The 12,397-nt window shown below is 69.8% G+C and carries 18 protein-coding genes and 1 pseudogene; 9 read left to right on the top strand and 10 right to left on the bottom strand.

The window, feature by feature from the left end; all coding sequences use genetic code 11:
• Positions 1-22 precede the first annotated feature (22 nt).
• Positions 23-739 (bottom strand): GAF and ANTAR domain-containing protein, encoded by a 717-nt coding sequence (locus tag M8542_RS48530; protein ID WP_257927229.1) that lies wholly within the window; start codon positions 737-739, stop codon positions 23-25.
• A 355-nt stretch (positions 740-1,094) separates the two neighbouring features.
• Here M8542_RS48530 and M8542_RS48525 point away from each other — a divergent pair, with 355 nt between their 5' ends.
• Complete coding sequence (locus tag M8542_RS48525; RefSeq protein WP_308210346.1) at positions 1,095-1,655, top strand: GAF and ANTAR domain-containing protein; 561 nt, start codon at positions 1,095-1,097, stop codon at positions 1,653-1,655.
• A gap of 245 nt (positions 1,656-1,900) precedes the next feature.
• On the opposite strand, the gene M8542_RS48520 is transcribed toward M8542_RS48525, so the two are convergent.
• Positions 1,901-2,530, bottom strand: a complete 630-nt coding sequence (locus tag M8542_RS48520) for a DUF4232 domain-containing protein (RefSeq protein WP_257927228.1) — start codon at positions 2,528-2,530, stop codon at positions 1,901-1,903.
• Positions 2,531-2,692: 162 nt separating this feature from the next.
• On the opposite strand from M8542_RS48520, the gene M8542_RS48515 reads away from it, so the two are divergent.
• The gene (locus tag M8542_RS48515) at positions 2,693-3,055 is read left to right on the top strand and encodes a hypothetical protein (protein WP_257927227.1); all 363 of its coding nucleotides are present in this window, start codon (positions 2,693-2,695) and stop codon (positions 3,053-3,055) included.
• A gap of 9 nt (positions 3,056-3,064) precedes the next feature.
• On the opposite strand, the gene M8542_RS48510 is transcribed toward M8542_RS48515, so the two are convergent.
• Complete coding sequence (locus M8542_RS48510) at positions 3,065-3,280, bottom strand: hypothetical protein (protein WP_257927226.1); 216 nt, start codon at positions 3,278-3,280, stop codon at positions 3,065-3,067.
• Positions 3,281-3,397: 117 nt separating this feature from the next.
• Between M8542_RS48510 and M8542_RS48505 the strand changes: the two genes are divergently transcribed.
• Entirely contained in the window at positions 3,398-3,526 is a 129-nt protein-coding gene (locus tag M8542_RS48505; protein ID WP_257927225.1) for a hypothetical protein, read from the top strand.
• On the opposite strand, the gene M8542_RS48500 is transcribed toward M8542_RS48505, so the two are convergent.
• Both M8542_RS48500 and M8542_RS48495 read right to left on the bottom strand, forming a co-directional pair.
• Positions 3,519-4,925 (bottom strand): sensor histidine kinase, encoded by a 1,407-nt coding sequence (locus M8542_RS48500; RefSeq protein ID WP_257927224.1) that lies wholly within the window; start codon positions 4,923-4,925, stop codon positions 3,519-3,521. The genes M8542_RS48505 and M8542_RS48500 overlap by 8 nt on opposite strands.
• A complete protein-coding gene (locus M8542_RS48495; protein ID WP_257927223.1) occupies positions 4,922-5,602 on the bottom strand; it encodes a response regulator in 681 nt (226 codons plus the stop codon). The genes M8542_RS48500 and M8542_RS48495 overlap by 4 nt, the downstream gene beginning before the upstream one ends.
• A gap of 157 nt (positions 5,603-5,759) precedes the next feature.
• On the opposite strand from M8542_RS48495, the gene M8542_RS48490 reads away from it, so the two are divergent.
• The 3 genes from M8542_RS48490 to M8542_RS48480 are packed head-to-tail and all read left to right on the top strand — an operon-like array spanning position 5,760 to position 8,316.
• Entirely contained in the window at positions 5,760-6,206 is a 447-nt protein-coding gene (locus M8542_RS48490; protein WP_257927222.1) for a hypothetical protein, read from the top strand.
• 8 nt (positions 6,207-6,214) lie between these two features.
• Positions 6,215-6,559 carry a transglycosylase domain-containing protein gene (locus tag M8542_RS48485; RefSeq protein WP_257927221.1) on the top strand — a complete coding sequence of 115 codons (345 nt, stop codon included), beginning with the start codon at positions 6,215-6,217 and terminating at the stop codon, positions 6,557-6,559.
• Positions 6,529-8,316, top strand: a complete 1,788-nt coding sequence (locus M8542_RS48480) for a transglycosylase domain-containing protein (RefSeq protein WP_257927220.1) — start codon at positions 6,529-6,531, stop codon at positions 8,314-8,316. The genes M8542_RS48485 and M8542_RS48480 overlap by 31 nt, the downstream gene beginning before the upstream one ends.
• Here M8542_RS48480 and M8542_RS48475 read toward each other — a convergent pair.
• The gene (locus tag M8542_RS48475) at positions 8,300-9,058 is read right to left on the bottom strand and encodes an acetate uptake transporter (RefSeq protein ID WP_257927219.1); all 759 of its coding nucleotides are present in this window, start codon (positions 9,056-9,058) and stop codon (positions 8,300-8,302) included. The two genes, M8542_RS48480 and M8542_RS48475, sit on opposite strands and share 17 nt — an antisense overlap.
• 3 nt (positions 9,059-9,061) lie before the next feature.
• Positions 9,062-9,487, bottom strand: coding sequence for a DUF6292 family protein (locus tag M8542_RS48470; protein ID WP_257927218.1), 426 nt, complete (start codon positions 9,485-9,487; stop codon positions 9,062-9,064).
• Between the two features lie 189 nt (positions 9,488-9,676).
• Between M8542_RS48470 and M8542_RS48465 the strand changes: the two genes are divergently transcribed.
• Complete coding sequence (locus M8542_RS48465; protein WP_257927217.1) at positions 9,677-10,108, top strand: SPW repeat domain-containing protein; 432 nt, start codon at positions 9,677-9,679, stop codon at positions 10,106-10,108.
• On the opposite strand, the gene M8542_RS48460 is transcribed toward M8542_RS48465, so the two are convergent.
• Positions 10,050-10,619: a MarR family winged helix-turn-helix transcriptional regulator gene (locus M8542_RS48460; protein WP_257927216.1), complete on the bottom strand. Its 570-nt coding sequence runs from the start codon at positions 10,617-10,619 to the stop codon at positions 10,050-10,052. The genes M8542_RS48465 and M8542_RS48460 overlap by 59 nt on opposite strands.
• Positions 10,620-10,720: 101 nt before the next feature.
• On the opposite strand from M8542_RS48460, the gene M8542_RS48455 reads away from it, so the two are divergent.
• Together M8542_RS48455 and M8542_RS50535 are read left to right on the top strand one after the other, a co-directional pair.
• Entirely contained in the window at positions 10,721-11,011 is a 291-nt protein-coding gene (locus M8542_RS48455) for a hypothetical protein (RefSeq protein ID WP_257927215.1), read from the top strand.
• A 38-nt stretch (positions 11,012-11,049) separates the two neighbouring features.
• Positions 11,050-11,748 (top strand): copper chaperone PCu(A)C, encoded by a 699-nt coding sequence (locus tag M8542_RS50535; RefSeq protein ID WP_257927214.1) that lies wholly within the window; start codon positions 11,050-11,052, stop codon positions 11,746-11,748.
• Here M8542_RS50535 and M8542_RS48445 read toward each other — a convergent pair.
• A complete protein-coding gene (locus tag M8542_RS48445) occupies positions 11,743-12,018 on the bottom strand; it encodes a DUF3040 domain-containing protein (RefSeq protein ID WP_257927213.1) in 276 nt (91 codons plus the stop codon). The genes M8542_RS50535 and M8542_RS48445 overlap by 6 nt on opposite strands.
• Positions 12,019-12,034: 16 nt before the next feature.
• A pseudogene (locus M8542_RS48440) lies at positions 12,035-12,397 on the bottom strand (hypothetical protein); the annotation flags it as partial.

The raw sequence follows: 12,397 nt of genomic DNA, 5'->3' as shown, positions 1-12,397 counted from the left end.
ACTCGCCTTTCGTCACAGACCATCATGCAGGTTCCTCGGTCGGGGTGAACCGGAGCGTGCGGGCCACCACCTGGCGGGCGACGTGGCTCAGCGTCAGCCCCTGGCTGAAGGCGTACCCGCGAAGCCGCAGCAGGGCCACGTCCGTGGTGGCGTCGAGCTGGATCTTCACCATGCCGACGGCTTGGTGAATTTCGACGTGCGAGTCGGCCAGCCAGGTCAGGTCGCTGGTGGCGTGCCCGTCGAGCTGGTCGACGACCGCCTGGGTGGCCAGGTCGGCCAGCAGCAGCGCGTCGGTCACCTGCTCGTGGGTGAGCAAGCCCGGGCGATCGCGGTAGAGGTCGAGTGAGCCGAGTCGGACCACACCGACCTGCAGCGGAAAGGAGAACACCGCCGCGGCACCGAGCCCGGCCGCGCCCGAGCCGAACGCCGGCCACCGTGAGAGAGCGGCGGCCAGGTCGGGCACCAGGATCGGGCCGCCGGTGGCGAAGGCGTCCACACAGGGACCTTCGCCCACGGTGAGCTGCAGGTCTTCGAGCCGGGCGCTGACGGGGTCGCTGGCGTGGACCAGCCCGCGGTGGTGTTCGCTTCCGCTACCAGGGGCCTTGCTGAGGACCGTGACGCCCGCGCCGGAGATGTCGAGGGCCGTGACGCAGGCGTCGCAGATCCGGTCGACGCGCAGGTCTGCCTGACCGTCGGCGGCGAGCAACCGGCGCAGGTGCTGCCGCCGATCGTTGCTCACGGCGCCACTCCCGTCTCGCCTCAGGGTTACTCACCCTAGGCCCAGCCGTCCCGACCCGCTCGACGGGCGTCGGCGCCCCCTGATGGTTCCCGGAGGCCGGGTCCGGGCATTCTGGTGCCGACAGGAGCACGACACAGGACTCGCGCGGAGTTGACGTATGGCAGACGGCTCGGGCCCGGCGGTGGGCGAGCGGGAAAGCGCGCGTCTCGCGTGCGTTCGTCCGGCTCGCCGACACCCTGGTCGCCGACTTCGACGTCGTCGACTTCCTCGACATGCTCACTGAGCAGTGCCCGGGCCTGCTCGGGGTGGCCGCGACCGGCGTCATCCTGGTCGACCCCGAGGGGGCTTCCGGTTGGTGGCCACCTCGTCCCAGCGAGCCGAACTGCTGGAGTTGTTCGCGGTGGAGACCGAGGACGGGCCCTGCATCGACTGCGTCCGGTCCGGCCGGCCGGTGTTCTGCACCGACCTGACGACCGAGACGAGCCGGTGGCCGCGGTTCACCGCCGCCGCCCGTGAGTGCGGGTTCCGAGCAGCGCATGCCCTGCCGATGCGCTTGCGTGACCAGATCATCGGTGTACTGACCTTGCTCGATGTCGAGCCCGGTGCACCGGAGCCGGAAGACATCGACCTCGGCCAGGCTCTCGCCGACGTAGCGACCATCGGGATCCTCCAGCACCGCACCATCGAACAGCGGGACGTCCTGGCCGGCCAGCTGCAGACCGCGCTGCACAGCCGGGTCGTGATCGAGCAGGCCAAAGGCGTGCTCGCCGAGCGCGGCGGGATCTCGACGGACGACGCGTTCGCCCGGCTGCGGACTTATGCACGCGCCCGGCATCTGCGACTGACCGACCTCGCCGGTTCTGTCGTCGACGGAGGCATCGACCTGACCGCGATCCTCGCCGAAAACGCCACGTAGGAAACCGACGCCCCGGCGGGTTCCGGACGGGCTACGTACGGCGGATGAGTCATTCACCCGACGCGGTAGCTGATGCCCAGGCCGAGAATCCGGACACCGGAAGCCTGCGGGAGGGCGTGTCGAACGCGATCGCGAGCTGATGGCCGGCATCGTCGCGAAGTCGGCCGAGCGTGGGTAACTGCGCCCTGCCGTCGAGCCAATCGTCCAGGAGGCGCCGGTCTCACCCGGGCTGCCGACTGAAAACCTCAAACGGGACGGACCGCCTTGACCGAAAGCTGGTGGTCGGGAACCGCCGTCCCGGCGCAGCCGGTACCGGGTGCGGGGACGAAGTTCGACGCGGTTTCTTGCGGTAAGTAGATGCGCAAGCCTCGGACCGGCGTCGGCCGGCAGGCCGCCGGGTCGTAGTTGTGCACGTTGACGAACTGGATGTCGGCGGCCGCGGTCGCGCCGGGGGCCAGGGTCACCGGCGCGCCTTTGGCGCCTTCGCGGAAGGCGGCTTCGCCGACCTGGTGACCGTCGTCGCCTGCCACGTACGAAACTCCGGGAAAGCCCTGCATGACACAAGGTCTTGCACTGACGTTCCTGATGAGCAGCGGCCGGTACACCGATCCGGCAGCGGCATCGCCCTGGCCCAGGCTGAGCGCGACGTCGCCGGCTTTACACAGACCTGTGCCGGTCTCCGTCGCCGTCCTGGACGGGGTCGGCTGAGAACTGCTTGACGACGCTGTTGTCGCGGTGGCGAGCGGCGTGGGTTCGGCGGGCGAGGGGGCCGAGCTGCTCGCTGCCGGTGTGGGGCTACCGCCCCCACAGGCGGACACCATCAGGACCACTGGAGCGACGAGCAGTGCCAGGCATGCGGGTTTCGTTCGTGTCATCTCGCCTCCCGCGTCACACACGAAAACGGCACCCCCTTGTCCTGAGAATTGCCGGATGCCCGCGTCGTGAAACGTTTCGCCACCTGACGATTTCCTGACGAACCCGCGTGAGTTTCGTCAACATCCCGCTCGGCAACGCCTTTCTCGGCGACTATGACAGCCATGGACGAGGTGTTCGAACCGTGCCGACGCTGTGTCCGGCCGCTTCGCTGGAGAGCGTCGATCAAGCTCGTCACCGACGACGGCGAAACCTTCGCCTGCGTCGTCGAATCCGAACACACCAGCCAAGGGGCCGCACGAGCGTGGGTCGAGCGCAGGTTGCCCGACGCGGTATGTCCGTCCTGGATGCGTGTCGCGGGCAGACATGACCCGATGCGGGTTTTCGGCAGCGTGGTGCGCGGCCGCGCATCGGCGGGCCCGCTCCTGACGACCTGGGAATGCCAGTCGACCGCTCCGGTCTGGCGCGCGACCTGCGTCGACGGCGTGGTCCGCTGGCGGCGCTGCCCCGGCGAGGCGCCGCGTTGACGGAACCCCTCAGCGGCTGCCGATCGTGCGAAGGACCCGGAAGCGCGCCAGCCGGTGAAGCAACTCGCCGAGCGACTCGGGGACGATCTGCCCTTGCAGGTCGGCACGTGCTCCTCGGACGATGTCCGCGATGACGTCCTCCGGCAGGCGTGACGCGAACTCGCCGCTCAGCCAGTCGCTGACTTCGACGATGATGTCTTCGGCCTGGTGGCTCTCTACAGTCATCGAGCTCCCTCCTGACGACCTCACGTTCATTGTGAGGTCGGCGGCGCCGGCTGGACCTGACGACTGGCTGACGATCCGGACGGCGGCGGGCACGGCGTCGGTGACGCCGGTTTGCTCGTGAAGGTCGGAGTCGCCGTCGGCACTGGGGTCGTGACGGCGGTGGGTTCGTCTTCGACGCTGACGCCGCAGCCGGCCAGCCCGAACAAGGCCGTTGCCGCGGCGGCGCAGAACAGCGGTTTCATGTGACCTCCGGCAGTTCGACGACGAATCGCGCTCCACCACCCGGGCGGTCTTCGACGTGGACGTCGCCGCCGTGGCGGTGGACGTGGTCGGCGACGATGGCCAGGCCGAGACCGCTGCCCGCGTCGTGACTGCGGCGTCCGCTGTGCAGCCCACGGGCGAAGCGCTCGAAGATCCGTTCGCGCAACGCCGGCGGGACACCAGGGCCGGCGTCGTCGACCTCCAGCCGCGCGCGTCCGTCCGCGCGGCTGATCGTGATGGCAACTGGTCCGCCGCCGTAGCGATCGGCGTTGTCGAGCAGGTTCGCGACCACGCGGTCGAGCCGGCGGCGGTCCACCCGGACAAGTGGTGGTTCAGGGTTGTCGCCCAGCGACATCTGCACCGGCACCGCGCTGTCCGGGCGGCTGGCGACCACATTGCGGGCGAGGTCACCGAGGTCGACCAGTTCGGTGCTTTCGGTGACGTCGTCATGCTCGGCGACCGAGATCTCCAGCAGGTCGACCACCATGCGCCGGAACCGGTGCAGCTCGGACAGCAGCAGCCGCAGGGCTTGCTGCGCGGCGGCGGGCATCGCGTCACGACGCCGTTCGAGCACCTCGCCGACGTTGACCATCGTCGTGAGCGGCGATCGCAGCTCGTGGCTGACGTCCGCGGTGAACCGGGCGTCCCGCCGGACCCGGTTTTCGAGCGCGGCGGCGGTCGTGTTGAAGCTGCCGGCCAAGGGCGCCAGGTCCGGGTCGGTCTGCTCAGGCAGTCGCGCGCTGAGATCACCGCGTGCGACCCGGGAAGCCGCGGCCGTGAGGGCGGTCAGCGGACGGAGGGCGCGTCGGCTGGTCCAGGCACCGAGCGCGGCCCCGAAAAAGGCGGACAGCACGGTCCCGGCGACGAGGAGGGTGCTGAGGAAGCGGAAGGTCCGGTCCAGTTCGACGAGCGGGTAGAGCTCGACGTAGAGGCTGCCCTCGACGCCGATCGGCATGGCGACGCCCAGGACCGGTAGGCCGTGCGCGGTGAATCGCTGGCGCGCGGTGACTCCGTTCCGGGCCGCCTCCAGCAAGCCGCTGGGCAGGGCCGCGGGCTCGACCGGGCGACCGCTGCTGAGCCAGCCGGTGGGACGGGAGACGAGAATCGTGGAGTCGGGGCCGGTGGCGAGCCCAGTCAGCAGGTCGCCGAGGCCGGTCGAGTGCCGCTGCAGCGAGGCGGTGATCAGCCGGACGTTGACCTCCGCCTGACGGGTGGCGCTCTGTTCCCGCTGGTTGAGCATGTAGCCGGTTGTGAGATGCCACGTCGCGACCCCCAGCACGCTCATGACCAGGGCGAGCCCGAGCCCGAACGCGATCGACACCCGCCAGCGCAACGACAACCGCCGCAGACCGGCGCGCGTTCTCCGGTGCGCCGTGGCCGTCATGGTTCCGGGGTGACGCGGTACCCGCTGGCACGCACGGTCAGCACCACACTGGGTTCGTCCGGGTCAGGCTCGATCTTGCGGCGCAGCCGGCGGACGTGCACGTCCAGCAAGCGCGTGTCGCCGAAGTAGTCATGTCCCCAGACCCGCTGCAGCAGCTGCTCCCGGGTCACCACCTTACCGTCGGCGGCGGCGAGCTCGGACAGCAGCCGGAACTCGGTCCGGGTGAGGTGGATGGCTTTCCCGTCGCGCTGGACGGACTCTTCGTCCGGCCGGATCTCCAAGCCACCGATCGTGAACCGGGTGGGCCGTGCCGGCGCGGTCCGCCGCAGCAGAGCGCGGATGCGCGCCGCGAGCTCGCCGGCGACGAGTGGCTTCGTGACGTAGTCGTCCGCTCCCGCTTCGAGACCGGCGATGACGTCCCGGGTGCCCGTGCGTGCCGTGATGACGATGATCGGCAGGTCGCCGCGGTCCCGCAGCCTCCGGCACACGGTCAGGCCGTCGATGCCCGGCAGCATCAGGTCCAGCAGAGCCACGTCCACGGTCGTGTTCCCGAGCAGGTCGAGGGCATCTTCGCCGGTCTCGGCGCGCACCACGGAGAAGCCTTCGTCCGCGAGCGCGAGTTCGAGGGCTTCGCCGATCAGTGCGTCGTCTTCGACCAGCAGCAGGCGCGTCGACATGCTTCGACGATAGCAACCGCGGAATGCAAATGTTGGTTGAGCGAACTGTTGAGGGCGGTGCGTCAATCGTAAGGCGTTCGTCAGTTGGCCGGCGGCCCGGCTGTGTCAGGGTGGTCGAGGGGAGTTGTGCGACATCAGACGAGAAGGTGATGACACAGTGACGATCAGTGCTGTCCGCGGTCGATCCGAGCGCGTGGCCGAACTGCCGGTACCGGTGATCCCGGACGGAAACCCTGACGTCTTGCGGCTGCGCCAGCACGCCGAGCGAATCCGCTCGTCCACCGTCTCGCCGGAGGGTGATCACCAGTCCTGGGCGCGCATCGCCGAGCTGCACGCCATGGCGTACGACGAGCTGGCGCTGGCCGCCGAAGCGCGAGCCGAGGCCGGCCGTCACGGGCGCCACTCGCCGGAGTGGGTCGACGCGATCGATCGCGCGCACGCCGCGGCCCGCCGCGCGGAGGCCTGCCATGCGCGGGCAGCCGCCGTGTCCGCACTGGACGACGGCGATCCGGACGCCGCTGCCAGACACAACCGCGCGGCGGCCGAGGCGGAGCAGCTGGCGTCGACCTCGTCGATCTGGTCCCGGGCGAGCCGCTCGGCCTGAAGCGGATGATGCGTCCTGGCAGGTTCAGCCGGTTCCTCACACTGTGCGTGCTCGCCGGGGTTCTCGTGGCGGGCATCGCCGCGCCGGCCGCGCTCGGCGCGGGTCTGGTGTCCAACCAGGTCAGTGACTCGGTCGACGCCGTGACCGCGGACCTGGCTTCGGTCGCTCCGCCATTGGCGACCACGGTGACCGACCGCGACGGAAAGCCGATTGCGACGCTGTACGAGCAGTACCGGCTTCCCGTGACCGCGCGGCAGATCGCCACGACCCTGAAGGCCGCCATCATCGCGGTCGAGGACCGCGGCTTCTACGACGAGGCGCGGTGGACCCCCGCGCCATCCTGCGAGCGGTGATCAACAACGCCACCGGCGGACCGCGCCAAGGCGCCTCCACCATCACGCAGCAGTACGTCAAGAACTACCTCATCCACGTGGTGCACCGGCGCGATCCGGCCGCGCAGCAGGAAGATCGGCGGGACACGATCGCGCGCAAACTGCGCGAAGCCAAGATGGCCGTGCAGCTGACACAGCGGCTGTCCAAGGACCAGATCCTGGCCGGCTACCTCAACGTCGTTCAGTTCAGTGGCCAGGTCTACGGCGTCGGCGCGGCCGCCAAGGGCTACTTCGGCAGGACAGCGGCCGAGCTGACCGTTCCGCAGGCCGCGTTGCTGGCCGGAATGGTCAACAACCCCAGCGCGTACAACCCGTATTCCCACCCGGATGCCGCGCTCGCCCGGCGTAACCTCGTCATCGACGACATGGTGGCGGCGGGCTCGTTGCCCCCGGCCGCGGCCGGGCCCGCGAAGGCCACTCCGCTCGGCGTGCTCCCGCACGGACCGGTGACGCCGCCGGGGACGTGCATGGGTGCCGCGCCGGACGCCGGATTCTTCTGCGACTACGCCTTGAGCTACCTGCAAGAAGCCGGATTCACCGCGGACCAGCTCGCCACCGGCGGCTACACGATCAAGACCACTATGGACTCCCGGGTCGCCCGCGTGACCCGGGAAGCGGTCGAGGACAACGTGCCCGCCGCGCAACCCGGGGTGGCCAACACCTTCGCCGTCATCCGGCCGGGGGAGCAGAGCCACGAGGTGCTCGCGATGGTCGCCAATCGTTCCTTCGGGGCGGATGCCGGCCGCGGCGAGCGGGCGACGAACATCGTCGCCGACGTCAGCGACAAGTTCGGCGCCGGGTCGGCGTTCAAGATCTTCACCGCGGCGGCGGCGCTCGAAGGCGGTCAAGCCGGTCTCGAGACGCCGTTGTCCAATCCGGACAGCCGCTGTTTCGCGCCGCCCGGCGCAACGCGGGGCGGTGCCTGCTACCGCGTCCACAATTCGGGGGACTACCCGGATCCGATCACGCTGGCCCGGGGACTCGCGACCTCGCCGAACGTCGCGTTCGTCGGGCTGGAGTCGGAAGTCGGTGTTCCCGCCGTCATCGACATGGCAAAACGGCTCGGCTTGCGCAAGACCTTGGCCAGCAACGACGTGGGTGAGGCTCCGGCTCCGAAATCGCCCGACCCACAACGGAACCAGCCGCAGTCCGAATACTTCCAGGGCCTGTTGTCCTTCACCTTGGGCAACAGCCCGCTGGAGATGGCGAACGTTTCCGCCACGCTGATGAGCGGGGGCGTGTGGTGCCCGCCGAACCCGATCCTCTCGGTGACCGATCGCCACGGCCGGGCCGTTCCAGTGCGTCGGCAACCCTGCGCGCGGGCGATCTCGGTGGGAATCGCCGACACGCTGCTGTCCGGGCTGAGCCAGGACACTCGCTCGGGCACGTCGGCAGCAGCCGCGCGAGCCGCGGGCTGGAACCGGCCGGACTTCGGCAAGACCGGTACCACACAGCACAACCGGTCAGTCGCTTTCGTCGGCGGGGTCAACGACTATGCCGTGTCGTCCATGGTTTTCGCGGACGGTCCGGACCAGAGCACCCTCTGCCCGGGCCCGCCGGTCCACCTGGGCAGCTGCGCGCACGGCGCGTTCGGTGGCACGGTTGCCGCACCGCCCTACTTCGACGCCATGCAGCTCCTGCTGGCCGGGGTCCCGGAGCAGGAGCTGCCGGCGCCGGATCCGCGTTATCTCACGGCTCGGGCTACTGACCCACCTTGATGCCGGGCTCGCCGAGCTCGAACTGGATCGCGCGAGACGTGGCCCGGCCGGGCGCGTTCGGCGCGGGTCCCAGCTTGCCCATCGGCAGCACGACGCGCCGGTAGGCGGCTTCGAGCACCATCGCGCTCGCGGTGTACCACGCCAGGGCGGCCGAGGCGAGCAGGAAGTACGCGGCGATCGTCTCGAGGATGGCGACGCCGGCGATCAGGGAGATAGCCAGCAGCGTCGAGCCGGTGGCCAGCGTGAGCAGGACCAGCCCGACGGCGCCGTTCTCGGCGAACGCGGCGAAGGTACCGGTCCAGGTGACCGCGGCCAGCCCGATGAACCAGAAGCCGAACGCGGTTGCCGCGACCGGGCTCGCCGAGGTGCCGGGCAGGCCGCCCAGCCCGACGAAGAGCTGGTAGATGCCGTAGGCGAGCCAGAAGGCGCCCCAGGCTCCGTGGATGCCGGTGGCGAGCGCGTCGCGAGCGCGGTAGGACCACATCGCGGCGAGGAACTGCGCGACGCCCCCGAAGGTGAACGCGAAGGGGGCCAGGACCAGCGGTGTGGTCGTGTCGTCGCCGTACCAGCCCGCCAGGTTGGCCGCGACCATGAAGGTGGACACGGCGAACCCGAACAGCCCGAGGATCGAGGGTGCGGCGACCGGGCTGAGGTTGATGTGGGTGTGTTCTCGCCAGAACGAGTATTCCGCTCCGTCTCCGCCGACGGCGGTCCTCGTGGTGGGTCGTGGCTCGTGGGTCATGTCCTACCTCCTTCGTGTGTTTCTCGTGGACCGGCCAGTGTGGCGATCGAGCAGGTCGGTAAGGCGGTCGGTCGCGCCCGTCCGGCGGACGACGTGGTCGCTGAGGGCGGCCACCGTGTCGGTCACGAACACCGCGACGGCGTGCGGTGTCGGCCGGGCATCGTGCGAGAGCGTGGCGATCACGCACAGCGAGCTGGAAGTGCCGTCCGTGGTGGCGATCTGCCAGCCGTTCGCCGGATCCCAGGTAAGTGCCATGTCTCGCGACGGGTGGTCGGGTGACTGGCCGGCGAACTCGACATAACCGCAGGTCACATCGGTCGCTTCACAGTCGGTGTCATCCGGTGACAGTCCGAGTTCGGCGGCGATCGCGCACAGGTACGTGGTCAGCGCGGTCTCGTCGGGGTGCTGACGCAGTGTCTCGTTCGTCATGGTTCACCGCCCGGTTCGATGGTCGGGCTTCGGCTACCCCCGTCTCACGAGCACAAGCATTGGGCAGAGCAACTGTTACCTTGTCGAAATATCGTGCTCGTGTCGGATCGCAAGGTGATCGTCAGGTGCCTGAGGGCGGTTGTGAGTCAGAGTGGGGGAAGCACCGACCGGCGGGAGGGTGAGTGAGCGATGAGTACTGGCACCGACGAGCGGCGCGCGCTGCGCGACCGGCGTCCGGGGCAGGCGTTGCAGGGCAGCCTCGTGTTCGCCACGGTGAACGCGTTGACGTTCCTCGCGGGGACGTGGCTGGCCCTGTCGCCGTTTGTGCTCGACCAAACCCGCACCGGCGACGGCTTCAACGGCTACTGGAACGATGTCTTGGCCGGTGCGGCCCTCGTGGTGCTCGGGGCGCTCTCGCTGATCGATGTGAGCGTGGGCCGGGCGGGCAACGTGGCGCGCCTGCTGATCGGTGCGTGGCTCGTCATGGCGCCGTTCGCCCTCGGGTACAACGTCGGGACGCCGGCTCCGGAGACGACAGTCAGCGACCTCGTCACTGGTCTGGTCATGCTCGCCCTGCGGCCTGCCGGAGCGCTGTGTCTGGCGGCGAGAGTGCGACGGTGAGCGCAGGGATCCTCGCGGACGTGTCCGCGTCAGCCCCAGATCGCTTCGGGGCCGCGTCGACGGGCGGTTCGCCGCCGGCTTCGGTGAACGCGGTGAGGGCGTCGACGAGCCGCTGCCGGTGCCCTTCGGCCATCTTCGCGACGATCTTGGCGATCTCTTTGCGCCGGCGCGCGGTTACCTTGCGGACGATCCGAGCGCCCTCACGAGTGAGTTCGAGGACGATCTCGCGCCGCGACACCGGGCTGTTCTGCCGGTCGACGAAGCCGGCCGTGACCATCCGGTCGACCATGCGGCTCGCCGTGGACGGGGTGACGCCCAGGAAGTCGGCGAGGTCGGCGTGCTTGAGCGGGCCCCGGGTGTGCAGCACGACCAGCAGCCGGAACTGCGGCAGCGTCAACGAGTCCTCGGCCGTGCTGATCGAGCTGACCGAGATGCCGACCAGCAGGCGGGATGCCGTGAGCACTGCGTCGGTGAGGGTGTCGACATCGTCGCCTGGTTCCGTGCGGGTCATGGGTTCCATTGTGCCGCACGCGCGGCGGTGAGGGGAGCTGAACGGCAAGTGTTGGCAACGGCAACAGTTCGGGCCGCTCTGGTGCGCCGGGGTGGTGTGCGGTGAGCCGCCGGCGTGCCCGCTTCGGCCGGATCGATCCGTGGTGCCTGCTGGCGGCAGTGCCGCTGGTCTGTGTTGCCGCGCTGCTCATCGCCTTGGCCCAGCCGGTCGCCGGCGTGGTCGTCCTGGTGCCGGCCGCGCTCGTGCCCGTGTTCGACGCCTGGGCCAACCGGCCGTCCCCGGCGCCGCCGCGGCCACGGCCGGTGCGGCGTCGTCAGCCCGGCTGCGTTCCCGGTCGTGCTCCCGCGCGGCCGCGGCCGGTACCGGTGACGCGGTACCCGCCGCGGCGCTGAAGTTCGGCTTGGCCCCCAAGGTACCCGTGGTGGTAGCGGTGACACCGAACCTGACGGGATCGCAAGCTTCGTGCGGCTCTGCGGGGGTCCGTCGCGGGTATTCGTCGAGCACATGCCGATCGAAGCGTCAGGGAGCGGAAATGTGCCGAAGGATGATCTTCGCCGCGGTCGCGGCTGCTGTTCTGGTGACTGCCGGGTGTTCACCGAGTGACCGGCCGGCCCCGGACCAGGGCGAGACGGGCCGGGTCCGTGCGCCGAACCCCGCGGTGAACAAGCCGCTGCAGACGTTGGGCAGCAACGTGGAGCTCGGCCCGATCTCGCTCCTCAACGTCTTCGTCATGCCACCGGCGACAGATCAGTACCAGGCCGGGCAGGACGCCGTCGTCAGGCTGACTCTGGTGAACCGTGGCACGGAACCCGATGCGCTGACCGGTGTTTCGAGCGAACTGGCCGGCTCGGCGTCGATCCACTGGGACCGCGGCTGCGACGGAACGGCGGAACAGGTCGACCGTCTCCCCATCACCGCCGGCGGGCTCGTTCCGGCGCCGACCGGCACACGGGACTTCCGGCACAGTCCCTATTACGTGGAACTGCACGGGCTCCGGCACGACGTCGCCGGGACGAACCTGGCGATCACGTTCACGTTCGAGCACGCCGGAACGGCGACCGTGTCGGCCAAGGTCAGGCCTCGCAGCCCCGCCGCCGACGTCTTCGCGCCGCTGGCGTGCCGGTCATGACGACCGGCGCGCCGCGTTCTTCCGCGCGACGTGGACCCAGAACAGGGTGCCGCCGCCGATGATGCCCCAGAAGACCGCCCAGCCCTGCTGAGCGAAGATTCCCAGCACCACCAGCAGGACCGCGGTGACGTCGGCGAGGATCAGGATCGCCTTCCAGCGTGCGGCCTGAGCCATCCGGGCACCGGAAAGCGTTTCGGCGAAGAGCGGATCGGTCGACCTCAGTTCGTCTTCGATCGCCCGGAGTGCCCGGCGGTCCTTGTCCGGAAGCATCGTTCCTCCTGGGAGATCACGGCACGTCGGGAGCCTCGTCGTCGACGCGTTCGGCAAGGATCGCGCGGACGCGTTCGGCGGGCAGCGGGTTGCGCAGGGCGAGCACCATGACCAGCACGGTCAGCACGAGCGAGGCCACGGCGCCGAGGTCGAAGTCGAGCACCCCGAGGTTGCCGGCGTGCTCGCTCTGCTCGGGGTAGTCGCCGAGGTAGCTGATCACCGCGAGGCCGGCGAACCACACCAGCACCCACCACCCGTGCCGGAAGTCCAGCCGCGACGTGCGGCCCTTGGCGACCGTCTCGTGCACGGCCAGCAGCAGGTAGCCGAACGCGATCACCACGAACAGCTTCCAGTTGGTGTCCCACCCGGTCCAGTAGAT

This window comes from Amycolatopsis iheyensis (genome assembly GCF_024703995.1).
GTDB lineage: Bacteria > Actinomycetota > Actinomycetes > Mycobacteriales > Pseudonocardiaceae > Amycolatopsis > Amycolatopsis iheyensis.
The sequence above is the reverse complement of the archived record's forward strand: the minus strand, read 5'-3'. Positions and strand labels throughout refer to the sequence as shown.

Excerpts from the sequence above, each read along its gene's own strand:
- M8542_RS48520 (WP_257927228.1), bottom strand. The coding sequence starts at position 2,530 with ATGACACGAACGAAACCCGCATGCCTGGCACTGCTCGTCGCTCCAGTG.
- M8542_RS48515 (WP_257927227.1), top strand. The coding sequence starts at position 2,693 with ATGGACGAGGTGTTCGAACCGTGCCGACGCTGTGTCCGGCCGCTTCGC.
- M8542_RS48510 (WP_257927226.1), bottom strand. The coding sequence starts at position 3,280 with ATGACTGTAGAGAGCCACCAGGCCGAAGACATCATCGTCGAAGTCAGC.
- M8542_RS48500 (WP_257927224.1), bottom strand. The coding sequence starts at position 4,925 with ATGACGGCCACGGCGCACCGGAGAACGCGCGCCGGTCTGCGGCGGTTG.
- M8542_RS48495 (WP_257927223.1), bottom strand. The coding sequence starts at position 5,602 with ATGTCGACGCGCCTGCTGCTGGTCGAAGACGACGCACTGATCGGCGAA.
- M8542_RS48485 (WP_257927221.1), top strand. The coding sequence starts at position 6,215 with ATGCGTCCTGGCAGGTTCAGCCGGTTCCTCACACTGTGCGTGCTCGCC.
- M8542_RS48475 (WP_257927219.1), bottom strand. The coding sequence starts at position 9,058 with ATGACCCACGAGCCACGACCCACCACGAGGACCGCCGTCGGCGGAGAC.
- M8542_RS48470 (WP_257927218.1), bottom strand. The coding sequence starts at position 9,487 with ATGACGAACGAGACACTGCGTCAGCACCCCGACGAGACCGCGCTGACC.
- M8542_RS48465 (WP_257927217.1), top strand. The coding sequence starts at position 9,677 with ATGAGTACTGGCACCGACGAGCGGCGCGCGCTGCGCGACCGGCGTCCG.
- M8542_RS48460 (WP_257927216.1), bottom strand. The coding sequence starts at position 10,619 with ATGACCCGCACGGAACCAGGCGACGATGTCGACACCCTCACCGACGCA.
- M8542_RS48445 (WP_257927213.1), bottom strand. The coding sequence starts at position 12,018 with ATGCTTCCGGACAAGGACCGCCGGGCACTCCGGGCGATCGAAGACGAA.